The following is a 26536-nucleotide window of genomic DNA, read 5'->3' as shown; positions in this document are numbered from 1 at the left end:
TGATCGCCCTGGAAGGGGCCTGATTCAGGAGATCCATCAGGCAGAAGGATTCAGTGATTTATTTTTCTGACGTCTGCGCCGGGCGCTTGTGCCAGGATCGATGGCCTGATCATACAGGAAGAGCAGTCCCCACCAGGCAACAACGGAAGCGAAGGCAGTGGTTCCAAGTTTTCCGCCCAGACCGACAAAGTTGATCTGGGTATAGAGGAAGATTACACCGCCAAACAGAGATGCCACATATAGATAAAACTCATTGGAGAGACGATCCAGGATCGTCATGCCGACAAAGGATCCGCAAAAGGCAGCGACTGCATAGCTGGCGCCCACGGGACCGTAGAGTCTGGGCAATACCAGACCGGCAATCAATCCAACGCCGGAGGAAGCCAGAATAGTTCCGGTCCGGTTAATCTTATTGACGTGGTAGGTGAAAACGGCGCCCAGAATGAAGTAGAATACCAGATTGTAATCGCGATTGAGGTCGCCCAGCTGATTGTTGTAGATAAACCGGTCCGATAGGAGGGCGGTCGTGATGGTTCCGAAGAATCCGGCTGCACCTAGTTTTCCACCAAATCCATCATAGATCTCACGCGAAGCGGCCAGCAGCAATCCGGACAGGAATCCAGCCAGACCAACCCACCAGATGTTGGTGAAAATCATGGATGTGGCCATTCCGGCAAAGGAGCCGCAGAAAATAGCGCGCTGCAGTTTGGGTGCCAGCAGGGGACCGAGCAGTCCGACCATGGCCGAAGCCACGACGCCGCCGAGCTGAAGATGGTTGTTCAGGAAAAAGGTGAGCAGTGTACCTCCCAGTGTGGACAGAATGACAAAGAGGTCAAACAGCTGAAAGGAAGCTTTTTTCAGGCGCTCCTTGTCTTCTTCGAGGATCAGCTGGTATTCCCGGTGATGCCCGGAGATCAGTCCGATTAAAACCACCAGAAGGACCGCGGCGAAGAGGTAGGATCCTACCGCTAAGGCGTTGAATAAAGAGGACAGTACCAGAAAAATGCTGATTACAACAAAAATCAAAAAGCTGATAAGAGAAGGAATATACATCATTAGTTCTCCTTGCTGACATTGATAAATCTTTAGTAAAGGTGGGCATTTCATTGGCGGATTTGTCAATATTTCCCCACTCTAAATTGATTATAAGAAACATTGTCCTCCACTGCAACATTTTATTTTCACATAAGGAAGGACGCAATCCGTCGCGATTGTAAGGGTGATAACGAGGGGCAGTTAAATTATGAATTCCGATTGTTAAATCATTATCTATTAACGCTCAGGTAAATATGACTGGATTTTTTTATTTCTTTCCTGAGAACGCGCAGAATCCACTGCGGCTGCAGTGGATTCCAAGAACTTATGCGGGAGATCATGTTATACCAGCTGCCGGGTCCAGCGGTTGCTCCGGTAGACCCAGAAGCCATAGACAATGACTGCGATGTTCGACAGATTCATAGCGATCCAGATGCCGCGCTGGCCAAGCCCGGTAAAATGATCCAGCAGCAGGATGGCAGGTATGCGAATGAGCCAGAGCCGGCCAATGGCCATGAACATGGAATGGTTGGTATGCCCTGAGCCCTGGAACAGTCCCTGGAAAATCGAGAACAGTCCCATCAGCGGGATGGTGGGAAGAATGTACAGCAAGTATTCCATACTATGGGCTACCATCAGCGCCTCAGCAGTGGGCGTGAAAAAGTAGACGAGCTGATAGCGGAACAGGAAGATGAGGATCGATCCGACGACACTGATGGCCATGGACAGACGAATGGCTTTGATGAAGCCTTCGCGAATGCGTTCTTCATTGCCGGCGCCCATATTCTGACCGACGATGGATGTCAGTCCGGAGCCGATGCCCATGGCCGGCATCATGATCATGTCATTCATCCGGTTGATCAGGCTGAAAGCGGCCATCAGGGAGGTACCGTACTTGGCGATGAAGGTGTTCATCAGAATAAAGCCGAAGGCAGATCCGGAATGTCCGGCCGCACTGGGCAGACCGACCGTTACTATTTTTTTAAGCTTTTTGGGATCAAAGAAAACATGGCGAAAGGCAATCGGAAGGGTTACGGAAGTTCGGCGCATGACGTAAAAGCCAAGGATCATGAGGAAGACATGAGCCAGAGAAGTAGCCAGGGCGGCTCCTGCCACACCCAGGCCCAGTCCGGGCAGACCAAGTACCGGAATCCGGCTGAAAATGAAGAACGGATCCATTACGACATTGGCCAGGGCTGCTGCCGAGTTGACCAGAGTGGTGGATTTGGTATTGCCCTGCGCATTCATGATGGCCATAAAGCCCATGAAGACGATCTGAGGCGGTACACCCAGAAAAATATACCGAAGATATACCAGTGACAGTTCACCGAAGCGGCCGGTCCCGCCCATGAAGGAAATAATCCAGGGGGAGGTCAGATAGCCGGTCAGCCCAAGAAGCAGACCCATGCCGACGGTAAACAGAATTACATGCCAGGCATACTCTTTCGCTTCCTGAATGCGGTCCCGTCCAATCAGCTGTGACAGAATCGAGGTGCCGGCGATCTGAATTCCCAGGCCGATGGATCGAAACAGAAACATGACCGGATTGACAAAGGACACCGCGGCAAATTCGGTCGTGCCGAGCTGCCCGACAAATACCGCGTCAGCCATGTTATAGAATGTCATAATTAAATTATTGAGAATCAGCGGCAGGGAGATCATCCAGATTACCTGATACATTGGACCCTGCAGGATCATTTGGGATTTGGTCAGCCCGGAGGCGGAACCTGGTTTATCGATGGACATATATATTACCCTTTCCTGTTTGAGGTTGTCGTTCTGCTCAGCTTTCTTCAAAAGCCCGTAGAGCCGAAGAATTCTGGCAGACCTCAAGTAATTCAGTCATTTCACCGGAATGCCAATTAACACTATAGCATGGACGTTTCACCTCTGACGCCCGGACAGAATACAGATTTGGCGAGAGAGGATACAAAAATCGGTGGAATATCCGGATGGTTCGGATCTGCCCTGAGGACAAACTGCCCATTGACAGGGGTTTCTCTGGATCTCGTTCATCCAGGGCTTCCTCCTCTGATAGGAAATTGTCAGGGCTTCCTATCAGATCGGAAATTGCCGGGGGTTCAACGATTATTCGGAAGGATACAACCGAATAGGGATTTCGTGTACAATAAAATCATTGGACTCATATTGTTTCCATCATCGATCGCAGAATCGTACCCGGCGGAAGCCCGGCGAGGAAGCATTCGGGAACAGATGGCAGCCAGGCAAATTCTATTAAATAATGATCAGTCAGCATTGGAGGAATAAATCATGTATCGAGCAGGCATATTAACCATGAGCGACAAAGGATCCCGCGGGGAACGGGAAGATCTTTCCGTGAAGGTCATACGGGAAATTCTGGAGAAGAACAATTACGAAGTAGCGGCCTACCGACTGATCCCGGATGAGTATGACCAGATTCGGTCCGAGCTGATACAGATGGCGGATGAACAGGGTCTGGATCTGATCCTCACAACAGGCGGAACCGGTTTCTCGCTGAGGGATGTCACTCCGGAAGCGACCCGATCAGTGATGACCCGGGACGTTCCGGGAATCAGCGAAGCCATGCGCTATGACAGCATGAAAGTCACCCGACGGGCCATGCTCTCCCGGGCGGTGTCTGTTTTACGCAACAGTACCCTGATTATCAATCTGCCGGGTTCGCCCAAAGCCTGCCGGGAAAATTTAGAAAGCGTCATTGATCAGCTCCGCCACGGGCTGGATATTTTAACCGGGCGGGATGGAGAATGCGCAGTCCCTGATCCGCATGACCATCATGAGGACGACGAACACCATGTGCACCATGAACACCATGAACACCATGAACACCATGAGCACAACTAATACTGCCATTATTCTGGCCGGGGGCAGAAGTTTGCGAATGGGCTTCGACAAGCAGCTGCTGAAACTGAACGATCAGTTCCTGCTGGAAAAGAATCTGTCGATTTTACTGGAGCTGTTCCCTCAGGTCATTGTTGTCTCCAATGAACCGGCTGAACTGGAGGCCGTCCCGCTGATTGAGCGGACGACCATCGTATCGGATCGGTACCGGGATGCCGGTCCGCTGGCAGGCATACATGCCGGCCTGGAAGCGTCGGAATCAGCGTATGCCCTGGTACTGGCCTGTGACATGCCGGTCATTGATCCGGACTATATCCGGCGCATGAAAGCTATTATGGCACAGGCCAGCGGTGCCGACGGGCTGATCAACCGCAACCGGGTGACGGGTGAACCGGAGCCTTTCTGCGCCTTTTACGGACGCCACCTGCTGCCGGAACTGGAACAGTCCATCCAAAGCTCCCGGCGCTCACTGCGCCGTTTCATCGACAGCCATCAGTTCCTTGATCTGGAATATGCTTCCAAACCGGGGGAGAAGGACATCTTTTTTAACATCAACGACAAGCGGGAGCTGCGGCAATACCATGAACAGAGCGAGCCGCTGGCCCTGCAGCTGAGTCAGCTCTCCGAAGCCATCGCTCCGCCGATTCAGTCTGTCCCGATCATACGCTGCAAAGGGTCAGCCCGGGCCGAATTGGAGGATGAAGTCATTACGGAGGCGGAACTGACGGTCTCCCTGAATGGAGAGTACCTTCAGACCATGTATGCGACCCCCTGCTGCCTGGAGGAGCTGATCACGGGCAATCTGTATGCCCAGGGCCTGATTCAGTCTGCTTCTCAGATTGCTCAGATCAACATCCGGCGGGCGGACGACCTGGGGATTCATCTGCAACTTGAAGTTCAGCTCCGGGAAACCGCTCCCCGAGAGCGGGCAAACCAGCCGATCATCACCACATCCGGCACTGCCCGCCCGGATCTGCCTTTTGCCGGAAGCCTGACCCGGCCCGATGCCGAACTGGTGCTGAATCTTGAACACATTACCCGGATCTCGGCGGCGTTTCAGGATACTTCGGCCTTGTTTGCCCGGACCGGCGGCAGCCATGCCTGTGCCTTGATCCAGCACGATGCGATGGTAGCTTTTCAGGAGGACATCGGCCGACACAATGCATTGGACAAGCTGATCGGTCAGGCTCTGCGGGACGGCCGCGACCTGTCGTCCTGCCTGATTCTTCTGTCCGGCCGAATGGCTTCCGAAATGACCATGAAAGTACTGAAAACACCGGTTACTGCATTGCTTTCCCGGTCTGCTCCCACCGACCGTTCGATTCGTCTGGCGAAGGAGCATAATCTGACCATGATGGGATTTATCCGCGGGGATCGTCTCAATGTCTATCACCTGAACAGGGGCCACCGGCTGGATCCGGGATCGGGAACGATCTCACCAGGAAACCCTTCGACATAGATCGAAAATCATCTGATATCCCTTGTTATTTTATTAACCTGTCAATATTATGCAGAATGAGGTATAATTAATGCAATTGGTTGGGCGCTCTGACGCCCACTCAGCCATTATTAACCCATCGGAGGATATTATGAAACACATCAAGATCACGACTCTGCTGCTCACCGGAATGCTTCTGGCTTCCTGCCAGGCTACTGCCCCGTCGACTACCGCTGGCTCATCCGCTGCCGGAACCACAACACCAGCCAAAGCGGAAGGGGAAATCATTCTGGCAACAACGACTTCCACCCGCGATTCCGGTCTTCTGGATTATTTGCTGCCCGAATTCAAAAAGGCCAAGGGTATCGAAGTCAAAGTCGTGGCTCTGGGTACCGGAGCGGCCATTGACGCTGCCAAGGCAGGCAATGCCGATGTCCTGATGGTTCATGATAAAACCAAGGAAGAACAGTTTGTCAAAGACGGCTACGGCATTAAGCGCTACGATCTGATGTACAATGACTTCCTACTGGTAGGAGCGGCTGAGGTCAAGGCGTCCGTTGGAACGGAAAAGAACATCGTCAATCTGCTGAAAGTCATTTCTGAGAAAAAACTTCCGTTTATCTCCCGCGGAGATGAATCCGGCACTCACAGCTTTGAAAAGAAAACCTGGAAGGCCGCCGGTGTGACTCTGCCGGAAGGAAGCTCCGACTGGTACTTCTCGATTGGCCAGGGCATGGCTGAAACTTTGAACATGGCAGCCGAAAAGAAGGGGCTGACCATTACCGACCGCTCCACCTTCCTGGCGACCAAGGACACCACCAAGCTGGAGGAGGTTTCTGAGCCATCCAAGGAGCTGGTTAATCAGTACGGCATCATTGAGCTTAATAAGGACAAAGTCACCGTGAAAAATCCGGAAGGCGCCAAAGTCTTCATCGAATGGATCCTGTCGGACGAGGCCACGGCGCTGATCAAGGAATACGGCAAGACCCAGTATGGACAGCAGTTATTCTTCCCGGGAACCTTCAAATAAGATTTTCACCTTGCATGGCAATCCTCTCTGGAACGGGCGAAAGAGATACTCAGCCGCAACATCAACCCGGAACCGCTGACAGAAGAAAATGCTGAGCAGCAGCCAATACACGAAGCAAACGACCGCATGCTCCCTGAGTCACTCAGTGAGTGGATCTCAATATCATCCGGGACAGGATCATTCATGGCAGCTCTTCGAAGAGGGCCAAGGGAAGAGAAACCCAGGAACACCGCAAGGAGAGTAGGAAAACAATGACATCAATCTGGGACGGAATTCAAGAGGCATTTGAACTGATTCTCCACTGGAATCCTGAAATAGCCGGCATTGCCGGTCTCTCTTTGGCGGTTTCCGGAGCGGCGACCCTTCTGGCTGCCGCTTTGATGATCCCCCTTACATTGTTAATTTATTTACGGGGCGGGTGGCTGCGGGAATGGACCACCCGCCTGTCCTATATCCTGATGGGAGTGCCCTCGGTCATTGTCGGACTGCTGGTGGTGCTGGTCATATCCGGCAACGGACCGCTGGGAGCTCTGGGGCTGATGTATACGCCCCAGGCCATGGTGATTGCCCAGTTCTTTCTGATTCTGCCGGTGGTCTGCGCACTGACCATGACCATTATCCGGCGGGAGGGACGCTCGATCCTGCGGCTGGCGAAAACCAGCGGAGCGAACAATGGGCAGATCATCCGTCTGCTGATCCGGGAACTGACCCCGGAAATGACCGCTACGGTCATGACCGCTTTTTCCCGGGCCATTGCCGAAGTGGGAACCGTCATGATCGTCGGAGGAAACATCCGGCACAGTACCCGGGTGATGACCACTGCCATTTCCATGTATACGTCCATGGGCCATCAGAGCCTGTCCATCGCGCTGGGCATCATTCTGTTCGTCATGACGCTGGCCATCAATCTGGTGGTTCTGCTGATTCAGGGAGAAAGCCAATGGAAATAACGATCGATGATCTGCAAAAAAGCTACGGCCAGCGCCGGATTCTGGACGTTCCGCATCATGTTTTTGAAGGAGGAGCGATTCATCAGATCTGCGGCGCCAACGGCGCCGGAAAGAGCACGCTGTTTGAGATTCTCTGTCTCCTGGATGAGGAGTACTCCGGCCGGGTCACAGTGGGCCGCACCGATCTTCGCGCCATCCCGGCCGATGGCCGCACGGTGACATGCGTCTTTCAGCAGCCCGTCATGCTGCATCGCTCAGTCTGGGACAATCTGGCCTATCCGCTGCGCCTGAAGGGGACGACTGAAGCAGCCATCCGGCAGGACCTGGCATTTTATCTGGATTACCTGCCCCTGGATCCTCTGCTCCAGCAAAAAGCTACCAACTGCAGTCTGGGCGAAGCACAGAAAATATCCCTGATCCGGGGTCTGGCCATGAAAACACCGGTTCTCCTGCTGGACGAACCGTTCTCAGCCATGGATGCCGCCTCGCGCGAGCGATCCCTGGCCCTTATTCTGGAACATCAGAAACAATACGACACAACGATTCTGATGATTTCGCACCGTGAACTGGAGCATCCGATGATGAAACTGCACTACCTGGAAGGAGGCAAGCTGCGAACATGAAATTCTTAAAAACCGTCAGTCTGGATCAGGCAGTGAATCTCCTGAATCAGCACTGCACGCTCCCCCGCGAGAACGAAATGGTCAAACTGGAAGATTCCCTGGGGCGGTGCCTGTTTGCCGATTTGCTGGCTTCAGAGGATATCCCGTACTATAACCGGTCAACGGTGGATGGCTATGCCGTCGTCTCGCTGACCACCCAGGGCGCTTCGGAGTCCATTCCGGTGGTGCTGAAATCACTGGGCAGCATCCCCATCGGCACAATGACCACGACCCAGGTCACCCCGGAGGCAACTCTGTATGTGCCCACTGGCGGCATGGTCCCCCAGGGGGCCGACGCCATGGTCATGATCGAGGATACCAGGGTGCTGGATGACCTGGTTCTGATTCAGAAAAGTGTTCCGCCTGGCAGCAATCTGGTTCTCCAAGGAGAAGATGTGGCCCAGGGTCAGCTGGTTCTGCCAAAGGGCCATTGCCTCAAGAGCCAGGACATCGCGGCCCTGGCCAGTTTGAACCAGCTGCAGGTGCCAGTCCTGAAGCGGCCGAATGTGATCATTATTTCCACCGGTGATGAGTTTGCCTCCCCCCAGGAGGAACTGACCGATGGCAAGATCCGGGATATTAACTCCCACAGTCTGGCGGCCCTGTGCCGGGAAACCGGACTGAATCCCGTGGGAACAACCCTGGTGCGGGATGATCTGGAAGAAATCCGCAGCGCTATTCGCCAGGGCCTGGATCAGGCAGATCTGGTGCTTCTGTCCGGCGGCAGCTCCGCCGGAGAACGCGACTACACCAAACAGGCCATCCTCGATCTGGGGGGAGACATCCTGTTCCACGGCATCCGGATCAAGCCGGGCAAGCCCACCATCGGCGCTTCGATCCAGGGCAAAGCAGTCATCGGACTGCCGGGGCATCCGGTTTCTGCCATGATGCTGTTTAAAACCCTGGTAACCGACTTTTTCAGGGAACAGACCCGCAGCCAGGTTCCCCGAGTCATGGTGAAAGCCCGGACCCGGGTGAATTTTCCCTCACAGCCGGGACGCCTCACTTGTCAGTTCCTGACCTTATCCGAACAGGATGGGGAATTATTCTGTCAGCCGTATTATTCCAATTCCGCACTGGTCAGCCAGCTGACTCAGGCTCAGGGGTTCACCCTGATCCCAGAGGAAGCGGAAGGCCTGGACGCGGGCACTGTAGTGGATGTGATTTTATTATGATGAATGAAAAGCGATATATCGGAAATACCCGGGAGGAAGAGGCCAGATCGGCTTATCTGGGTGCTCTGGAGCTGCAGCCGGCGACGGAACAGGTGCCGGTTACCGAGAGTCTGGGCCGAGTGACAGCCAAAGCGGTGCAGGCCGTTCTGTCCTCGCCGGCCTTTAACTGTGCCGCCATGGACGGGGCCGCGGTGGTCTCCAAAGTGACCCGCAGCGCCCGCCCGCAGGCACCGGTGCGGTTGGTGGAAGGGGACAACTTTGTGTTCGTCAATACCGGCAATCCGGTGGAAGACCCCTTTGATGCCGTGATCATGAAGGAAGATCTGATCCAGGACGGTCAGGATCTTCTGATTTATCAGCCGGCCATTACCTGGCAGCACGTTCGGCCCATCGGCGAGGACATTGTCGCGACGGAAATGATCCTGCCCCGGGCGCATGTCATCCGGCCCTTTGATCTGGGATCCCTTATTGCGGGGGGCATTTCCGAGCTGGAGGTCATCCGGCGTCCCGTGGTTTCTATCCTGCCCACCGGTACGGAGCTGGTGGAAACTCCGGAAGAAGTCACCAAAGGACATATCCCCGATTCCAATTCCTGGATGCTGAAAGGGCTGGTGGAAGAAGCCGGCGGTGTGGTCCGGCGCTGGGATCCGATCCCGGATGAATATGACCGGATTAAATCAGCCATTGCCCAGGCGGCTGTCGGGTCGGGCCTGGTTCTGGTCGGAGCCGGCTCATCCGCCGGAACAAAGGACTTTACAGCCCGGGCGGTGGCGGAACTGGGAGAAGTCATCGTCCATGGCATTGCTATAAAACCGGGTAAACCGTCGATTCTAGGAAAGGTTGGAACAACGCCGGTCATCGGAATTCCGGGGTATCCGGTATCAAGCTACATCAGCTTCCAGGAATTCGCTGCCCCGGTACTGGCCCGTCTGACGGCCCGGCCGGTGAAAGATACCTTCGTCGAAGCCATTCTGACAGCGGATGTGCATTCGTCCCTGAAAAACAAGGAATATATACGGGTCAGTCTCCACTACGAAGACGGCATTTACCGGGCCACACCCTCGCGAAGTGGCGCAGGTGTCTCCATGAGCCTGGTGCGCAGCGACGGCATCGGCATCATCGAACAGCAGGACGAAGGTCTGTCCCGCGGCGAAACCATCCGGGTCCGGCTCCTGCGGACGTTGGACGAGGTACATGAGCGGCTGACCATCACCGGTTCCCATGATATCTGCATTGACCTGCTGGGGGACCGCATGCCCATTAACTCCACGCATGTGGGATCCATGGGCGGCGTCCTGGCCATGCGCAATCAGGAAGCTCTGCTGGCTCCGGTTCATGTACTGGATGAGACAGATGGTTCCTACAATCTGCATTTACTCAAAAAATACTTCCCGGGTAATACCCATGTCCTGCTGCGCGGTCCCGGCCGAATTCAGGGTCTTATGGTGAAAAAAGGCAATCCGGACGGCATTCATTCGATCCATGACCTGACGCGTCCCGACGTTCTCTTCATGAACCGCCAGCGCGGTTCGGGTACCCGGATTTTCGTGGATCACCTGCTGCGGCAGGAGGCAATCAATCCGGAGCAGATCCAGGGGTACGAGCGGGAGGCGACGACGCATACCACGGTTGCGGCCGCCGTTGCCCAGGGCAATGCCACAGCCGGTGCCGGGGTTCTTTCGGCAGCGCTGGCGCTGAACCTGGACTTCATTCCGCTGGGGCAGGAACATTATGATTTCCTGGTTGCCCGGGACAATCTTGAGGATGAACGGATTCAAGCCTTCCTGGGCTATCTGCGCTCTGACAGCTTCCGGCAGGAACTGGAGGAGCGGGGTGGTTACCTGACGGATGATCTGGGCATGATTTTGGAGGCAGACGATGTTGAAAGATCGATATGACCGAAAACTGAACTACCTTCGCCTGTCCGTCACGGACCGGTGCAATCTCCGCTGCACCTACTGCATGCCGGAAAAGGGCATTCCCATGATCCGGCCGGATGAGATCATGACGAAGCAGGAGATTCTGACACTGGCCCGGGCCTTTCTTGAGCTGGGCGTGACCAAGGTCCGACTCACCGGCGGGGAACCGACGCTGCGGGGAGACCTTTCGGAAATAATCCGGGAACTGAAGGTCATGGGTGCCGAGCAGGTGGTGCTGACTACCAACGGCATTCTGCTCCGGGACAAAGCGAAAGAATACAAAGAAGCCGGGCTTGACCGGGTCAACATCAGCCTGGACACGCTGGACGCGGCCAAGTATCGGGAAATCACCCGGGGCGGAGAACTCAGCGATGCCCTGGCCGGCATCGAAGCGGCTCTGGCAGAGGGGCTCACCCCGGTGAAGCTGAATGTGGTCCTGATGCGGGGCTTCAACGATGTAGAAGCGGATGATTTCATTGAGCTCACCCGAAATCCCGCCATCCATGTGCGGTTCATCGAACTGATGCCCATCGGCCAGGCCGAGGGCAAACAGGCCCAGTTCATGCCCGTGAGTGAAATCATCGAGCGCTATCCGGATTTCATCGAATTGCAGTCCTATGACCACTCGGTGGCCCGCCGCTTCCAAAAGCCGGGCTACCCCGGCATAGTCGGCTTCATCAATCCGGTCAGCTGCAATTTCTGCTCGGACTGCAACCGGATCCGGGTATCGGCTTCCGGCCGGCTCAGACTGTGTCTGCATGCCGGGGAAGTAGGCAATCTGAAGAGCTTCCTGCATGACCCCGACCAGCTGAAACAGGAAATCCTGCGTCTGGTTGATCAAAAGCCCCAGTCCCATCACCTTGATCTGAAAAGCGATGCCGGAACCAACATGAACGAAATCGGAGGATAATCATGGAATTCACTCATCTGAACGAAGACGGCCGCGGCCGAATGGTGAATCTGGCGGACAAGGCCGATACGCACCGGGAAGCGATCGCCAGCGGCCGCATCACTCTCCAGCCTGAAACCATTGCCCGGATCCGCGAAGGTTCCCTGGCCAAAGGCGATGTCCTGGGCATCGCCCAGATCGCCGGAATTATGGCAGCCAAGAAGACACCCGATCTGATTCCCCTGTGCCACAACATTCTCCTGCGCGGCGTGGATCTGTCCTTTGACATCACCTCAACCGGCGTTGCCGTCCAGGCCACTATCCATACCCAGGGCCCCACCGGAGCGGAAATGGAAGCTCTGACCGCCGTATCCGCGGCACTGCTCACGATCTATGACATGTGCAAGGCCATCGACAAGACCATGGAAATCCAGGACATCTGCCTGCTGCGCAAAACCGGAGGCAAATCCGGCACCTTTGAGCGAGACGATAAAACACCCGACCGTGCCGACACCGAAACATAATGATCGAGGGCACGGAATCGACAGGTTGCTGAACTCCCGGAACGAGGAGAAATAAGCCCAGACAAACGGTTCTGAGCTGCAGATCAATTCATCGTGACACCAAAGAGAATTTGAAACCATAACATCCGATTTTAATAGTTTGAATGCTGCATGCGATTCTGAATCGCGTGATAATGTAAAATTCCTCCAAGAAGAAGCTGAAAAAACATGATAACTAAGCAGCAGCTTCTGAACGATAACTCAGCAGAATAGCAGCTTCAACCGACGGGACGCTTGAGAATTATCAAAGGAAATGAGAAACAATGGGAGAAAATAGAATGGATAAGCATGAAAAGAATTCTTTGACTGAGGGACAGGAACCAGACCGCTTCATTGCGCTGGGCAAGAAGCGTGATGTTTCGGAACTGATTGCTCCGGACGCAAAAGTAATCAGTGTCAATATCAGCGAAACCAAGGGAGTTGTCAAAATCCCGGTAGAGCAGGGTGAGTTCGTGGTGGATCTTGGGCTCAAGGGTGATGCCCATGCGGGAGCCTGGCACCGGATGGTCTCGCTGCTGGCCATCGAGTCTTATGGAGCAATGAGCCGGAAGGGGGCCGGCGAACTGGCCATCGGGTCTTTTGCGGAAAACCTGACGACTCAGGGCATCATTCTGCATGAGCTGCCGGTGGGCACGCGGTTGGCCATCGGTGAAACGATTCAGGAAGTAACCCAGATCGGCAAGGAATGCCACACTGGCTGTGCCATCCGTCAGCTGGTGGGGGACTGCGTCATGCCGCGGGAAGGCATATTCACCCGGCTGATCCGGGGCGGCACGATCCGCCCGGGAGATGCGATTCGTCTGGCATCTGATGAAGATAACTAGAATTGCTTCAGGATCTGCCGCATCGGATGAAACGGAACTTAAGGAATTATTCCTGTCGGCGGATGGACTGCGGGACGGTCAGGTGAGTCTGACGGATGAGGCCGTCGTTCGATTCTGTAAATCGACTGATCCGCCCGGATTGTGCACGAGCAAATTCCGGGCAGATCTGATTGTAGATGAGCTGGTGCTGCTGCCATCTGAAAGCCTGGCTGCCTGCGGCGAAGTTCAGTTTCGGGTGGAGGCCAGAAGAAAGCACTGTTATCCTGGCTGCTCGTTGCATCCGGCGAAGTGCCGGCTGAATGGCCGGGTGCTTTATTTAAAAGTGCTTAAGGAAGGCCTGATCCATATTGGAGATGAAATCGTTTTGATGGCTCAGGTGCTGAAATGACACATCCTCCCAATTAATTGTTACCAAATTAACAATTAATTGGTTTTGTGCAATCAGTTTTTCAAGGGTATAATAGATTGTATGGGGTTAACTCCAATTATTTATTAATTTCTTAACAAACAAGGAAAATTCATTAAGACATTGCAAGGGGGAACAAGATGTCAAAATACTTTGATCCGCAGGAACGGGCTCAGGAGCTCCGTGACTTTAAAGACTTTCTGGCACCGCTCAAGGGGAAGGCCGGTCAGCTGATGCAGGCTCTGCATCATGCCCAGGATACGTATGGATTTATTCCGCCGGAAATCCAGGAGCTGATTTCCACGGAACTGAAGATCCCGATGGCTGAAGTTTACGGGGTTATTACGTTCTATTCCCGCTTTACCGAAATCCCGAAAGGCAAGACCCAGATCTCGGTCTGCATGGGAACTGCCTGCTATGTCAAAGGCGCAGTAAAAGTGCTGGAAGAGATTCAGATGGTGACTGGTGTCAAGGCCGGGCATACCAGCGAGGACGGACGGGTGTCAGTATCCACAACACGCTGTCTGGGTGCCTGCAGCATGGCCCCGGTGATGACGGTGGGACATGAAGTGCACGGCCGTCTGCTGCCCAAAGATGTGATTGAACTGCTCAAGCATCTGAAATACGATGAGCAAGCCAAACTGGAAGCGGAAGCGTTTCTGGCCGGGGAGGGGAAATAGCCATGATGACAATTGAACAGTTGAATCAGATTCAGGCCAGAACGCTGGAAGCGATGTCTGCCCGCCTGGGCAAGCGGACTCCCGGCGGCTATAAGTATGAAGTTATGGTCTGCCGTGACACCGGCTGCTCTTCCAACAAAGGAGACAAGGTCATGGAGCGGCTCCAGGATCTGGTCAGAGAGCGCGGACTCGAACACGAGATCAGCATCAAACGGACCGGCTGCTTCGGATTCTGTGCTGCCGGACCTATTCTGGTGGTTTATCCGGAAGGGACATTCTATTCCCGAATCAAGCCGGAGGACGCTCAGCGGATTTTTGAGGAACACCTGATCGGCGACGCACCGGTGAAGGACCTGATCTACCCGGCCAATATCCTGGAAGACAAGTTCCTGCCGCTGCACGAAGCACCGTTTTACAAGTATCAGAAAAAGATCGTCCTGCGCAATACCGGACTCATCAATCCGGAGTCATTGGACGAATACATCGCCATGGACGGCTATCAGGCGCTGCACAAAGTGCTGACAGCCATGACGCCCGAGGAAGTTATTGAAGAAGTCAAGAAGTCCGGGCTGCGGGGACGCGGCGGAGCCGGTTTCCCCACGGGACTCAAATGGCAGTACACCCGGGAAGCGGTCGGGGATCAGAAATACGTCGTCTGCAACGCGGATGAGGGAGACCCAGGCGCATTCATGGACCGGTCCGTGCTGGAAGGGGATCCTCATTCCGTCATTGAGGCCATGATCATCAACGGCTATGCCGTTGGCGCGGATCAGGGATACATCTATGTCCGGGCTGAATATCCGGGCGCGGTGCACCGGCTCAATGAAGCCATTGCCAATGCCAAAGCCTACGGTCTTCTGGGGCAGAACATTTTCGGGACCGGATTTAATTTTGAACTGGAACTGCGTCTGGGCGCCGGCGCTTTTGTCTGCGGCGAGGGCACTGCTCTGGTTCAGTCCATTGAGGGACACCGCGGCATGCCCCGGGTCAAGCCGCCCCGGATGGCTCAGGCCGGACTGTGGCTGAAGCCCACGGTACTGAACAATGTCGAAACTTATGCCAATATTGCGCCGATTATCCTGAAGGGAGCGGACTGGTTCCGAACCATCGGCACCGAAAAGAGCCCCGGCACGAAAGTCTTCGCCCTGGGCGGCAACATCAACAACGTCGGACTGGTGGAAGTGCCTATGGGTACGACGCTGCGTCAGATTATCTATGAAATCGGCGGCGGCATTCCCAATGGCCGTCAGTTCAAGGCAGTTCAGACCGGCGGACCGTCCGGCGGCTGCATCACCGCGGCCCACCTGGATACGCCCATTGACTTTGACAACCTGACCTCCATCGGTTCCATGATGGGATCCGGCGGCATGATCGTTATGGATGACCACACCTGCATGGTGGACGTTTCGCGCTTCTACATGGACTTCATCGTGGAAGAATCCTGCGGCAAGTGCACCCCCTGCCGGGAAGGCACCAAGCGCATGCTGGAAATTCTGGAGAAGATCACAGAAGGCAAGGCAGTGGAGGAAGATCTCACAACCCTGCACGAACTGGCCGAAACGGTAGCTCATGCTTCCCTGTGCGGTCTGGGCGAATCTGCCCCGAACCCGGTCTTCTCAACCATGGCCAACTTTGCCGACGAATATCACGCGCACGTCGTTGATAAGAAATGTCCGGCCGGCGTCTGTACCGAACTGACAACGTATTTCATCACCGATCAGTGCATCGGCTGCACCAAATGCGCCAGAAACTGTCCGGTGTCGTGCATTTCCGGCACCGTCAAGCAGCTCCATGTCATCGATCAGGAGGCCTGCATCAAGTGCGGCACCTGTGCGGAAGTCTGCCCGGTCGGCGCAGTCATTCGCAGGTAAGGAGGGTATTATGGTTCATTTAACAATCAACGGCCGGGCTGTGGAAGCCAAGGAGGGCACCCTCCTCATAGAAGTCTGCCGCGACAACGGCATCGAGATTCCCGCGTTATGCTATGACAAAAATCTGGCCATCGACGGTTCCTGCCGGATGTGCCTGGTTGAAATTGAAGGCCGCCACGGTCTGGAAACCAGCTGTTCCACCGTGGTGCGCAGCGGCATGGTGGTTCACACTGAATCCGAGCGCGTGGTAAAAACGCGCCGGAGTATCCTGCGCCTGTATCTGGACAATCATCCCAATGACTGCCTCACCTGTGAGAAAGCCGGGGACTGCCTGCTCCAGGAGTACGCCTACCGTTATGACGTCAGATTCCGGGAGCATGAAGGCGACCGCCGGGGCACCGGTCTGGCCGGCTGGACGGATACCAGCAGCCCGTATATTTTGCGGGATGAATCCAAGTGCATTCTCTGCGGCAAATGCGTGCGCACCTGCGCCGCCATTCCCGACCGCAATGTCCTGGGCTATGCCGGACGGGGCTTTCATACGAAAATCTCCGCCGATGCCAATCAGTCCCTGGAGGAATCAACCTGTGTATCGTGCAATCGCTGCGTCGTCATCTGTCCGGTGGGCGCGCTGATCGACCGGCGCAGTTACGAGGCCCGCATCCGCAGCTGGGAGGGGCAGCATTCGATTATCAAGTGCAAATCCTGTGATTACGGCTGCAACTTTGACTTACTGGATAAGAACGGGAAAAAGGTCATTCGCCCGCGCAAGCCGACCAACGGCCGGCCGCTCTGCCTGAGGGGACGCCTGTTTACTGAAGCCAGACATAATACGGAGCTGCCCAAAGCCTACCGTAAGGTGGAGACCCCGGACGGACGACGCTTCCAGGAAGTTTCCTGGCCGCAGGCCCTGGAGCTGGACGGACTGCTGGAGCGTTTTTGCACCGAACCCGAACAGGGGGAATAGAACATGCAGATCATCATTGATGGAGTCCATTACGAGGCACAGCGCGGAGAAACGGTTCTCCAGGTGTGTCAGCGCAATGGCATCCATATTCCTACGCTCTGCCATGACAAACGGCTCAACCCCACGGGGTCCTGCCGCCTTTGTCTGGTGGAGATCAAGGGCAAGCTGGATACGTCCTGTACCGTGCAGGTACGCGACGGAATGGAAGTCAGCACTCGGAACGAGCACGTCGTCAAAGGCCGCCGTCAGGTGCTGGACCTGCTGTTTTCAAATCATCCCAATGACTGCCTGACCTGCAAGAAATCCGGCAGTTGCGACCTTCAGGATTACTGCTATGAGTATGACGTGAAGGAAGGGAGTTACCGCAGCGGGGCGCAAAAACACTTTGAAATGGACACCTCCAATAAATTCTATGACTATGACGCGGACAAATGTATTCTGTGCGGCAAATGCGTCCGGGTTTGCCAGGAACTGCAGTGCACCAACGCCATCGGCCTGAAGGACCGCGGATTTGTCACGAAGGTGGCTGCTGCCGGCGGCGGGCTTCTGGCAGACTCACCCTGCGTCTCCTGCGGCAATTGCGTCGCGGTCTGTCCCACCGGAGCCCTGATGGAGAAATCCGGAGGCTACCGGCGCTGGGATCTGAAACGAACTCGAACCACCTGCAGCTTCTGCGGCGTGGGCTGCCAGATCGACCTGTTAACCAAAGGCGACCAGGTGGTCGGCGTGGAACCGGCCTTCGATACGGTGCCCAATGACGGACTCCTGTGCGTCAAGGGACGGTTTGCTTACCATTTCATCAACCATCGCGACCGTCTGACCACGCCGCTGGTCCGGCGTGAGGGAAAACTGGAACCGGCCTCCTGGGATGAAGCGCTGAATCTGATTGCTCAGAAGATCCGACAGGTTCGGACTGAATCCGGTCCGGATGCCATCGCCGGCTTTTCATCGGCCCGGGCGACCAATGAGGACAACTACCTGTTCCAGAAACTCCTGCGCGCCGTGATCGGGACGAACAATGTCGATCACTGTGCCCGTCTCTGACATGCCTCTACCGTTGCAGGTCTTGCAACAACATTAGGCTCAGGCGCCATGACCAACTCCATCGCGGAGACCATGGACAACGATGCGCTGTTCCTCATTGGAACCAATACTTCGGAAAATCATCCGGTCATTGCGACGCTGATGAAGCGGGCGAAGAACAAGGGTGCAAAAATTGTCGTAGCGGATCCCCGCCGCATTGAAATGGCTGACTGGGCGGATGTGTTCCTCCAGCTCAAGCCGGGCACCAACATCGCGCTGATCAACGGAATGGCTCATGTCATCATCCGGGACGGTCTGCTCGATGAGGAGTTCATTCAGACGCAGACAGAAGATTTTGAAGAACTCAAGGAATTCCTTCAGAGTTATACGCCCGAATGGGTATCTGGGATCACCGGCGTTCCGGCTGCGGACATTGTCCGGGCAGCCCACATCTACGGAGAGGCTGAATCCGCCGGGATCTACTATGCCATGGGCATCACCCAGCATGCCACGGGTACCAACGGCGTCATGGCGCTGTCGAACCTGGCCATGCTGACGGGCAACCTGGGCAAGCCAAACGGCGGAATCAATCCGCTGCGCGGTCAGAACAACGTGCAGGGAGCCTGTGACATGGGCTGTCTGCCAGCTGATCTGCCCGGGTATCAGAAAGTGTTCAAGCCGGAAGTTCAGTCCGCGTTTGAAGCCTACTGGGGACGACCGCTGTCCGGAAAAGTCGGTTTGACACTCCCTGAAGTCATTTCCTCCGTGCTCAAGGATGAAGTCCGACTGCTTTGGGTATTTGGTGAGAACCCGGTGGTCTCAGACCCTGATACGAACCATGTGCGCCATGCTATGGAACATGTGGATTTCCTGATCGTCAACGATCTGTTCCTGACAGAAACCGCGGAGTATGCCGATGTGGTACTGCCTGCGGCATCCTTTGCGGAAAAGAACGGAACCTTTACCAATACTGAACGGCGGGTCCAGCGCGTCCGTCAGGCCGTTTCACCGCGTGGTCAGTCCCGGCCCGACTGGCGGATCTTCATGGAAGTCATGAACCGCCTGGGTTATGACAAGACTTATGTGGACGAGTCCCGGATCTTTGAGGAGATCGCCCAGGTGACACCGTCCTACCGCGGCATAGACTATTCCCGTATTGACCAGGTCGGGCTGCAATGGCCCTGTCCCAGTGCGGAGCATCCTGGAACCAAATTCCTGCATCAGGGCAAAATCGCCCGCGGCCGGGGACTGTTTGTCCCGGTGGACTACAAGGAACCCATGGAGCCGGTGGATGTCGAATATCCCTATATCCTGACCACAGGTCGGATTCTCTACCAGTACCACACCATGAGCATGACGGGCAAAACCGAGGGGCTCAATGAACTGACGGGATCCTCCTATGTCGAGATTGCCCCGGAAACGGCTTCGCGCCATGGCCTGGCAACCGGCGACCGGATTAAGCTCTACTCCCGTCGGGGAGAGATTTCCACCACCGTTCGGGTTACGGACATCATCGAGGATGAAGTCATCTTCATGCCATTCCATTTTGCCGAGGGAGCTAATGTACTGACCAACACCGCGCTGGATCCCATTGCCAAGATTCCGGAACTGAAAGTGTGCGCGGTGCGCCTGGAAAAGGAGAAGAACTGATGGATCACAAAGTCATCAATATTCTGAAGTATGCATTGGACATGGAACTGGCCGGCCATAACTTTTTCAAGGAAAAGGCCAGTCAGTTCACCAATCCCACCACCCAGGCCATATTTCTGAACCTGGCTGAAGTGGAGCAGGAACACTATAACCTGATTAAAAAAGAACTGGACCAGTATACCGCCAACCCCGAAGGCTTCCAGGTCAATGAAGAGGTCCTGAAACGGGATGAGTCCACGATTTTCCAGCAGCGTCAGGGATCAGAAGCCCTGGACACCACGCTGGTGGAATCGGATGTACCGGATCTGACGATTCTGCGCATGGCCTATCTCATCGAGCGGGATTTCAAGGAGTTCTATGGGGAAGCCCAGGACATGGTTGAAGACGAGAATGTCAAGACTCTGCTGAAGCGCCTGGCCGACTGGGAGCAGGGGCATGAGACGCTGTTCCGGCGCGAATACGACCGGCTCAAGAAAGAATACCTCAATCTTCCCTGGGGTGGATAGGCAGTCAGCCTGTTCCCAAGGCCAGAAGAATGCGAGGTCCTTACGGGCAACTGAAGCTGTAGCAAGGTCTATGGCAAGATCGAACGTTAAGTGGTAAAACCCCATACTGAGAAGCTGCTGCCTGGTTGTACAACCAGGCAGCAGCTTCTCAGTATTATTTTCTGTGCACTTTTTCTTTTCTTGCACAAATATATGCCTTCGCTTGCCTCATGGTTCTTTCTCTTGAATTGAGTCAATAGACGTGAAGTACAATTCCTATAATAGAAATCTTGACCAAATTGATCGATATACGAAGTTAAGTTTTTCAACGAATCCGTATTTGGTGGTTGGAGGTCATTCGCCCCTGGACCTTAACGAAGAGAGTGGATCAAAATTGGATCGAAATACAAGTTAGCTGATTAAGAAAAGGCTGAAGTGCATTGCGAAATCAAATATGAAAAATGAGCGTTAGAATCTTAACTAATTATTAATATTAAGAATCCCCTTTGAAATAACAAAGAAATAATTTGCGTGTTTGACAACTACTGCGTGCATCTTATGAAAAACTATTCACAAAATTATTTAATAGTGCTATAGTTTGATCAATTTAAGAGTTGTTTTTCAGGCATGGACTATACTCACATTTAATTGATCGTATTGAGTCTTCCCCGATCTCGATTACTGAAGATGTGAATGTATTGTTTTAAGATGAATTAAAAGCCTGAAAATTTGATTCTGTTTATCCCGGTTGCGTTCCTTCGGAAAGACTTCGTCTTCGAATAAAATCCGGATCTGCCGCTGTTCTCTTAGCTGTCTCCAATTCCTTGGCCAGGAATCTTGTTTTTTCAATTAGGAAGGGGGTAGAACACTACCTGTAACGATGGATTCCATAACAATTAATGACTTTGGTTTCATTCTAGAGCACTGGTCTTCACGGTGGTTAACTTCGACCAAAAATGTCATAGAATACGTGATGGTTAAAAGTCCGATTCGTTTCGAACGGAAATATGAGTAAAAAGGAACTTATTAGCGATGAAAATCAATTTTTTCAGAATTATATTGATCGGCATTTGCATAGGCTGTACATCATTAACAGCTGGATGTCAGAATCAACCGGAAATCGATCTTGAAACAGCTGGTTACGCGGATGAACTCATTCTCCCTGATGGCTATGAAAAGTTGACCAACGAAGAAGGTGCCGAAAGGCTATTTCGAACAACGCTGGAAATGAAAGATGGTCAGAAGTCCGGATTAGTTCCGTTTAAAACCTTTCAAACCGGAGATAAATTATCACCCGGCATTATTTATATACCTGCCGAGGCTCATCAGCATGCCATCGAGCAACTTGCAGCTTCCAGAATGGGACCTTTGGAGCAGGGGCTTTACCTGATTCAACAGAACAACGAGTGGAAAGCTTTGAAAATCAACATCGAGTATTTCTATGAAAATCCGAACTCACCGAATGATGACTCCAAAGTCATCATAAATGTTGATGGAACGATTGCTTCGATGCCTTTTAACTATGCTGCGATAGCCTGCTATATTCCAATTAAGAAATGATACCTCTCAATCACATTCTGTTCGATTTCCTGCTCGGTCCTTCCTGCTGGATTTTATTGTCAAGAAATTGTGGTGAATTATGAAAACGGGTCGAATTGCCCCAAGATGAAGTGAGAGACGCAACTAACTCCCTTCCCTAAACATGGCATAAGTCTCCTAAAGCAGAATTGCTCTTTTCGCATGCCTGCTTTAGGAGACTTTTTACTTTAAAATCTCAATTGAAGGATAATATGAGTGTGGATGAAGTACGCGGATGATATTTTCCGTCTGTCGTATTTGTATAAGTTATTTTGGGTCAATCCAAAACCTGTGAGATTGAACGATGAGCTCCAGTTCTTTCTGAGGGTCAAGTTGAATCAATAATATTAACATCATATTTATTTGATCCTATTGTATTTTAAGGGAAATTAATAATGGAAAATAAAATCAATTTATGCAAAATATAGATACCAAGGCTTATTTTTTATTGTTTGCGGTCATCTATAATATTATAGGTTTTTCGGAGTCCATTTTCTGGAATTTGTTGATATTACGTATCCTTCTTATTATCTTTTCGTATGTGGATTGATTTCGATATATATCCGTAAGTTCATCTTATATTCAGAAAGATTTTAGTATTAAGAATTGTTTCATATTAAAATTCGTTAATTTATCTCATAAACTTAATTCCCTGATCCAGTTTATAAAAATATATTAATTACAAATATATAATAGATTGGAATGGTGATAATAAGTTTGCATTGCAGTTGTTTATGATTTCAGCGATTATAGAACAGCTGCCTCTGGCCGGGTTGGACAGGGGATTGCATTTACCAGTTATATGGTATAAAAAGAAGGTAGGGGATATACAAAAAATACTTGGCATCCCATTAGAATTGTCTTTCTTCGAAAAATTACTTCATTGAACATAATAGATCTCAATAGAACGCAATAGAACATAATAGAACGCAATAGAACTCAATAGAATAAGGTTTCAATACTCGGATTCTTCTGATCCTCTTCCAACTTGAAAGAGCATGTGATCAATGATTTAGAATCTTTTTACGGAGTCACAAGGGGGTTCCATTATGAAACAAGCGAATCGAGTTTTAGCCATTTTCTGTTTCCTGATGATTGGTACAGCCTGTACTGGTCCTGCTCCAAATCAAGCAGCAAGTTCAGGAGAACTGCCTGACCGCTCAGTTGCTGTCCAGCCTGCTGTTCCTTCAGCTCCCTTGCCGGTCTCAGCACCTATTCAAAATCGCGTTGCTGTCGTGCCCAAGCCCGAAATGGTTGCCGCTTATTACCCGGCCGAAGATGACATCCAGATGGATCTTGATTTCGATGGAGAACTTGAAACGATCCGATTAAGCACAACTGATTTTACGATTAATAATGTGAGCTGCCGATCGGTAGTTGAGGAAGACTTCTTTGAGGATGATGATCCAATATTGGATGAGTTCCTGATTACTGACATCAATTATCTGGATGAACAGCGGGAAATCGGCCTGATGGTCAGAGGCCCCAGCGATGATCCTGTCACTTACTTCTATACCTGGAAGGAAGGGGCACTTGAAAAAATAGGCGAAATTCCGACGAACATTCCTGATGCGGATGAACAATTTGACGGAGAAGGCCACATTTTTGGAATCATGCGATTCAGTCTTCTCCAAACCTGGTTTGGCAAAGCAACCTGGCGCCTGACGCCGGACAACACCATTGAACCAGTACCGGACCAGGTGTACCCGGTAAAGAAGTATACCTATATGGAGCAGATCTACCTGAAAGTCATGCTGCCCATCTACATGAATCGGGGTGATGCAGCACCTTTCATGAAACTGGCACCTCAAAAGGTCGAGTTCCTGGCCAGTGATAACAAAGAGTGGGTTCAGATCCGAGGCAGTGACGGCAAGGAAGACGGGGAGGGTCCCATCGGCTGGTTCCGGGTTGATGGGTTTGACAGCATCATTGATCTGGGACTAAGACCGGATCATGTGTTTGATAACCTGTCCAATGCGGATTGAGAAAGGACTGGGCTTAACAGTATTAAATTCAGAGTTTTAAATTCGGAAAAAATCAGCCAGCTAGAAAGGCACCGCTCATGCGGTGCTTTTCAGCGTTCCAGCATGATTCTATGAGATTATCGGCTTGAAGGCTCATGATATAATTTAACGTAAGAGACTCATCAGCTCCCATTAAGAAAAGAATGAAACAGGAGACTATCCCACGAACAGCTTGCAGGGGTGAACAATCTCATCCGATGTGGATTCGATGAAGTGACTTCAGGGATTATCAATCGGGGGATAGACCGTCTGATTACTACGAGAGTGAGAAAATATGGAAAAACAACTGATATACGGAATAACAAGGCTGGAACTGGCTGATTGGCTTAAGACACAGCAGCAGAAAGCAGGCTGGGTAGATTCGATCTGGCAGCATTTGTACCAGCATAAAGTGACATCCTTCCGGGAGATGGCGGATCTTCCGCCGCGCCTGGCGGATTTTCTGGAAAAGCATTTTACTTTTCAACCGCTGGAAGAAGTAACGATCCAGGAAGCAGAAGATGGGACAACCAAATTCTTGTTCCGTCTGACGGATGCCTGCCTGATCGAAACAGTTCTGATGCCGAAGGGGTATGGCAAAGCGGTTTGTGTCACCACTCAGATCGGCTGCAACATGGGCTGTCAGTTCTGTGCCAGCGGCTTACTAACCAAGCAGCGGGATCTCACGGCGGGGGAGATTGTTCTTCAAATCCTCCAGGTGGAACGGTGGCTGACCAGCCGCGGATCCAGTGCCGGCGTCTCGCATATTACGGTAATGGGGATCGGCGAACCCTTTGACAATTATGACGAAGTGATGCGTGCAATGCGCATTGTGACAGATCAGAGAGGGCTGTGCATCACGCCATCGCACATCACGGTATCGACCAGCGGTCTGGCACCGAAAATCCGGCAGTTTGCCCGGGAAGGTCTGCCGGTTCACCTGGCGGTTTCGCTCCATGCACCCAACGATGAAATTCGATCCCGATTGATGAGAATCAACCGGGCGTATCCGATCAAAGAATTGATGGATGCGCTGAAAGAATACATCCAGCTGACAAACCGCCGGGTCTTCTTCGAATATATTTTGATTCGGGGCATCAATGATAAGCCGGAACATGCCCTGGAGCTGGCGAAACTGATTCGTCCACTGGGTAAAAAAGGCTATGTCAATCTGATTCCCTACAATCCGGTTCAGGAAAAAGAGTTTGAGCGCAGTGATTCAGAAGACATCTCCAGGTTTTTTGATCTCCTGATGCAAAGTGGAGTCAACTGTATCCGGCGCAAGGAAATGGGCGGAGACATTGAGGGTGCCTGCGGTCAGCTCCGCAGCCAGCAGCTGAAACATGATCAGGTGCTTGGCAAATAGTGGCGGGAACCTCCGGGATTGTTCCAGGGATGATGATCCATCCGAAAAATGAGGACCCAGCGGAGGTTGCTGCATCACCAGAATGGCTTAGGCGGGAGGAATATAATATGAAAATGAAATTCGATCCCCGCATCAGGCTGGTGCGGTATTTTTTAAAAGTGGCAGACGCGCCGCGACTGGCGTTTCAGCAGTTTCATTATCCTGAAGTAACCATAATGAAAAATGTCGGAGGCTCCGAAAAGTCAGATAAAGCTTATCTCTTCGATCTGTACCTACCAGTAAAAAAAGAGAAAGCCTGTCCACTGGTCATTGATCTGCATGGCGGCGGGCTGGTCTATGGCAGCAAGGAACTCAATCAGTGGACTGCCGCGGAAATGGCAGTGCGCGGATATGCCGTGGCGGTGCTGGATTACCCGTTGATCCCTCAGGCCACGGTGACAGAGCAGATTCAAGTCATTCTGTCATCCTTGGCGAGGCTTGAGCAATTGCCAGTCGACATCGATTGGGAGAGAGTCTACCTGAAAGGAGATTCCGCCGGTGGACTGCTGTGTCTGCTTCTGTTGGGGGTTTTGACTACAGGCAAAGGGGAATCAGCTCCGTTATTTAATATCAGGCATTCGTTCCGAATTCGGGCGATCAGCCTGATTCACCCCATGGTAAGAACCAGACGAACAGACATCCTGAATTTCATTCCGCATTATCTCGGATGCAGCCGCCAATCTGAATCAAATCCATTGGGACAAAATCCATTTTCTCAACAGTCTCTACAGACTCAAGCCATTCGGGAGAAGAGCGGGCAACTGACAGACTTTATGACCGACCCCCTGCAGTTAATCCCGCAATTACCGCCTGTATGGCTGGCAACCAGTGGAAATGATGTCATGTTTCACCGTGAAGGGATCGACTTTGCACAAAAAATCAAGCAGGCAAACATCAAACTCCGGTTACATGATTACCCTTTTCGAATCAGAAAACCTTTGAATCACATTTTCATGGTGACACAGCCTCAGCGCAAAGAGAGCCAGGATTTATATGACTCGATGGATCAGTTCTTTCGGACAAGTGAAGGCTAACAGCCCTGAAGCCAAACTCATTTCTTCGCATCATTGACCTTTGGTTGGATGGACATTCCTATGAATCTGAAAGAAGAACAAGGACGACAATAGAGAAAAGTTGAAATA

22 protein-coding genes are annotated in these 26536 nt (G+C 52.5%); 20 read left to right on the top strand and 2 right to left on the bottom strand.

The window, feature by feature from the left end; all coding sequences use genetic code 11:
• Positions 1–36: 36 nt before the first annotated feature.
• Complete coding sequence (locus tag P6M73_RS09280; RefSeq protein ID WP_277852776.1) at positions 37–1056, bottom strand: hypothetical protein; 1020 nt, start codon at positions 1054–1056, stop codon at positions 37–39.
• A gap of 321 nt (positions 1057–1377) precedes the next feature.
• Complete coding sequence (locus P6M73_RS09275; RefSeq protein ID WP_277852775.1) at positions 1378–2715, bottom strand: MATE family efflux transporter; 1338 nt, start codon at positions 2713–2715, stop codon at positions 1378–1380.
• Positions 2716–3306: 591 nt separating this feature from the next.
• On the opposite strand from P6M73_RS09275, the gene P6M73_RS09270 reads away from it, so the two are divergent.
• The 20 genes from P6M73_RS09270 to P6M73_RS09175 all read left to right on the top strand — a co-directional run bounded on the left by P6M73_RS09270 (position 3307) and on the right by P6M73_RS09175 (position 26428).
• Positions 3307–3879 (top strand): MogA/MoaB family molybdenum cofactor biosynthesis protein, encoded by a 573-nt coding sequence (locus tag P6M73_RS09270; protein WP_277852774.1) that lies wholly within the window; start codon positions 3307–3309, stop codon positions 3877–3879.
• Entirely contained in the window at positions 3803–5335 is a 1533-nt protein-coding gene (gene fdhD / locus P6M73_RS09265; RefSeq protein WP_277852773.1) for a formate dehydrogenase accessory sulfurtransferase FdhD, read from the top strand. Before P6M73_RS09270 ends, fdhD begins: the two co-directional genes overlap by 77 nt.
• A 130-nt stretch (positions 5336–5465) precedes the next feature.
• Positions 5466–6344 carry an ABC transporter substrate-binding protein gene (locus P6M73_RS09260; RefSeq protein ID WP_277852772.1) on the top strand — a complete coding sequence of 293 codons (879 nt, stop codon included), beginning with the start codon at positions 5466–5468 and terminating at the stop codon, positions 6342–6344.
• A gap of 251 nt (positions 6345–6595) precedes the next feature.
• A complete protein-coding gene (locus P6M73_RS09255) occupies positions 6596–7294 on the top strand; it encodes an ABC transporter permease (RefSeq protein WP_277852771.1) in 699 nt (232 codons plus the stop codon).
• On the top strand, positions 7285–7917 hold the full coding sequence (locus P6M73_RS09250; RefSeq protein ID WP_277852770.1) for an ATP-binding cassette domain-containing protein: 633 nt from the start codon (positions 7285–7287) through the stop codon (positions 7915–7917). The genes P6M73_RS09255 and P6M73_RS09250 overlap by 10 nt, the downstream gene beginning before the upstream one ends.
• Positions 7914–9131, top strand: a complete 1218-nt coding sequence (locus P6M73_RS09245; protein ID WP_277852769.1) for a molybdopterin molybdotransferase MoeA — start codon at positions 7914–7916, stop codon at positions 9129–9131. Before P6M73_RS09250 ends, P6M73_RS09245 begins: the two co-directional genes overlap by 4 nt.
• A complete protein-coding gene (locus P6M73_RS09240) occupies positions 9128–11029 on the top strand; it encodes a molybdopterin biosynthesis protein (RefSeq protein WP_277852768.1) in 1902 nt (633 codons plus the stop codon). Before P6M73_RS09245 ends, P6M73_RS09240 begins: the two co-directional genes overlap by 4 nt.
• The gene (gene moaA / locus P6M73_RS09235) at positions 11010–11960 is read left to right on the top strand and encodes a GTP 3',8-cyclase MoaA (RefSeq protein WP_277852767.1); all 951 of its coding nucleotides are present in this window, start codon (positions 11010–11012) and stop codon (positions 11958–11960) included. Before P6M73_RS09240 ends, moaA begins: the two co-directional genes overlap by 20 nt.
• 2 nt (positions 11961–11962) lie before the next feature.
• Positions 11963–12463 carry a cyclic pyranopterin monophosphate synthase MoaC gene (gene moaC, locus P6M73_RS09230; RefSeq protein ID WP_277852766.1) on the top strand — a complete coding sequence of 167 codons (501 nt, stop codon included), beginning with the start codon at positions 11963–11965 and terminating at the stop codon, positions 12461–12463.
• A gap of 317 nt (positions 12464–12780) precedes the next feature.
• Positions 12781–13326 (top strand): MOSC domain-containing protein, encoded by a 546-nt coding sequence (locus P6M73_RS09225; protein WP_277852765.1) that lies wholly within the window; start codon positions 12781–12783, stop codon positions 13324–13326.
• Positions 13313–13714 carry a hypothetical protein gene (locus P6M73_RS09220; protein WP_277852764.1) on the top strand — a complete coding sequence of 134 codons (402 nt, stop codon included), beginning with the start codon at positions 13313–13315 and terminating at the stop codon, positions 13712–13714. Before P6M73_RS09225 ends, P6M73_RS09220 begins: the two co-directional genes overlap by 14 nt.
• A gap of 158 nt (positions 13715–13872) precedes the next feature.
• Positions 13873–14412 (top strand): NADH-quinone oxidoreductase subunit NuoE family protein, encoded by a 540-nt coding sequence (locus P6M73_RS09215; protein ID WP_277852763.1) that lies wholly within the window; start codon positions 13873–13875, stop codon positions 14410–14412.
• A 53-nt stretch (positions 14413–14465) separates the two neighbouring features.
• Positions 14466–16283 carry an NADH-quinone oxidoreductase subunit NuoF gene (locus P6M73_RS09210; RefSeq protein ID WP_277855754.1) on the top strand — a complete coding sequence of 606 codons (1818 nt, stop codon included), beginning with the start codon at positions 14466–14468 and terminating at the stop codon, positions 16281–16283.
• A 10-nt stretch (positions 16284–16293) separates the two neighbouring features.
• Positions 16294–17250 carry an NADH-quinone oxidoreductase subunit G gene (locus P6M73_RS09205; RefSeq protein WP_277852762.1) on the top strand — a complete coding sequence of 319 codons (957 nt, stop codon included), beginning with the start codon at positions 16294–16296 and terminating at the stop codon, positions 17248–17250.
• Positions 17251–17253: 3 nt separating this feature from the next.
• Complete coding sequence (gene fdhF, locus P6M73_RS09200) at positions 17254–19923, top strand: formate dehydrogenase subunit alpha (RefSeq protein WP_277852761.1); 2670 nt, start codon at positions 17254–17256, stop codon at positions 19921–19923.
• Entirely contained in the window at positions 19923–20429 is a 507-nt protein-coding gene (locus P6M73_RS09195) for a ferritin-like domain-containing protein (protein ID WP_277852760.1), read from the top strand. The genes fdhF and P6M73_RS09195 overlap by 1 nt, the downstream gene beginning before the upstream one ends.
• Before the next feature lie 1011 nt (positions 20430–21440).
• Positions 21441–21968, top strand: coding sequence for a hypothetical protein (locus P6M73_RS09190; protein WP_277852759.1), 528 nt, complete (start codon positions 21441–21443; stop codon positions 21966–21968).
• A 1067-nt stretch (positions 21969–23035) separates the two neighbouring features.
• On the top strand, positions 23036–23971 hold the full coding sequence (locus tag P6M73_RS09185; protein ID WP_277852758.1) for a hypothetical protein: 936 nt from the start codon (positions 23036–23038) through the stop codon (positions 23969–23971).
• Positions 23972–24284: 313 nt separating this feature from the next.
• Entirely contained in the window at positions 24285–25355 is a 1071-nt protein-coding gene (rlmN, locus tag P6M73_RS09180; RefSeq protein WP_277852757.1) for a dual-specificity RNA methyltransferase RlmN, read from the top strand.
• A 29-nt stretch (positions 25356–25384) separates the two neighbouring features.
• On the top strand, positions 25385–26428 hold the full coding sequence (locus tag P6M73_RS09175) for an alpha/beta hydrolase (RefSeq protein ID WP_277852756.1): 1044 nt from the start codon (positions 25385–25387) through the stop codon (positions 26426–26428).
• Positions 26429–26536: the final 108 nt, after the last annotated feature.

This window comes from Anaerococcoides asporogena (assembly GCF_029590275.1).
Taxonomy (GTDB): Bacteria; Bacillota; Clostridia; order Clostridiales; family Clostridiaceae; genus JG1575.
Note: the sequence above shows the minus strand (reverse complement) of the source record. Positions and strands in the feature narration are given on the sequence as shown.

Coding starts and splice junctions, on each gene's coding strand:
- P6M73_RS09195 (WP_277852760.1), top strand. CDS start 19,923: ATGGATCACAAAGTCATCAATATTCTGAAGTATGCATTGGACATGGAA.
- P6M73_RS09185 (WP_277852758.1), top strand. CDS start 23,036: ATGAAACAAGCGAATCGAGTTTTAGCCATTTTCTGTTTCCTGATGATT.
- P6M73_RS09210 (WP_277855754.1), top strand. CDS start 14,466: ATGTCTGCCCGCCTGGGCAAGCGGACTCCCGGCGGCTATAAGTATGAA.
- P6M73_RS09240 (WP_277852768.1), top strand. CDS start 9,128: ATGATGAATGAAAAGCGATATATCGGAAATACCCGGGAGGAAGAGGCC.
- P6M73_RS09245 (WP_277852769.1), top strand. CDS start 7,914: ATGAAATTCTTAAAAACCGTCAGTCTGGATCAGGCAGTGAATCTCCTG.
- P6M73_RS09175 (WP_277852756.1), top strand. CDS start 25,385: ATGATGATCCATCCGAAAAATGAGGACCCAGCGGAGGTTGCTGCATCA.
- P6M73_RS09255 (WP_277852771.1), top strand. CDS start 6,596: ATGACATCAATCTGGGACGGAATTCAAGAGGCATTTGAACTGATTCTC.
- P6M73_RS09280 (WP_277852776.1), bottom strand. CDS start 1,056: ATGATGTATATTCCTTCTCTTATCAGCTTTTTGATTTTTGTTGTAATC.
- moaC (WP_277852766.1), top strand. CDS start 11,963: ATGGAATTCACTCATCTGAACGAAGACGGCCGCGGCCGAATGGTGAAT.
- P6M73_RS09220 (WP_277852764.1), top strand. CDS start 13,313: ATGAAGATAACTAGAATTGCTTCAGGATCTGCCGCATCGGATGAAACG.
- P6M73_RS09275 (WP_277852775.1), bottom strand. CDS start 2,715: ATGTATCAGGTAATCTGGATGATCTCCCTGCCGCTGATTCTCAATAAT.
- P6M73_RS09215 (WP_277852763.1), top strand. CDS start 13,873: ATGTCAAAATACTTTGATCCGCAGGAACGGGCTCAGGAGCTCCGTGAC.
- P6M73_RS09225 (WP_277852765.1), top strand. CDS start 12,781: ATGGATAAGCATGAAAAGAATTCTTTGACTGAGGGACAGGAACCAGAC.
- P6M73_RS09260 (WP_277852772.1), top strand. CDS start 5,466: ATGAAACACATCAAGATCACGACTCTGCTGCTCACCGGAATGCTTCTG.
- P6M73_RS09190 (WP_277852759.1), top strand. CDS start 21,441: ATGAAAATCAATTTTTTCAGAATTATATTGATCGGCATTTGCATAGGC.
- moaA (WP_277852767.1), top strand. CDS start 11,010: ATGTTGAAAGATCGATATGACCGAAAACTGAACTACCTTCGCCTGTCC.
- P6M73_RS09205 (WP_277852762.1), top strand. CDS start 16,294: ATGGTTCATTTAACAATCAACGGCCGGGCTGTGGAAGCCAAGGAGGGC.
- P6M73_RS09250 (WP_277852770.1), top strand. CDS start 7,285: ATGGAAATAACGATCGATGATCTGCAAAAAAGCTACGGCCAGCGCCGG.
- rlmN (WP_277852757.1), top strand. CDS start 24,285: ATGGAAAAACAACTGATATACGGAATAACAAGGCTGGAACTGGCTGAT.
- P6M73_RS09270 (WP_277852774.1), top strand. CDS start 3,307: ATGTATCGAGCAGGCATATTAACCATGAGCGACAAAGGATCCCGCGGG.
- fdhD (WP_277852773.1), top strand. CDS start 3,803: ATGACCATCATGAGGACGACGAACACCATGTGCACCATGAACACCATG.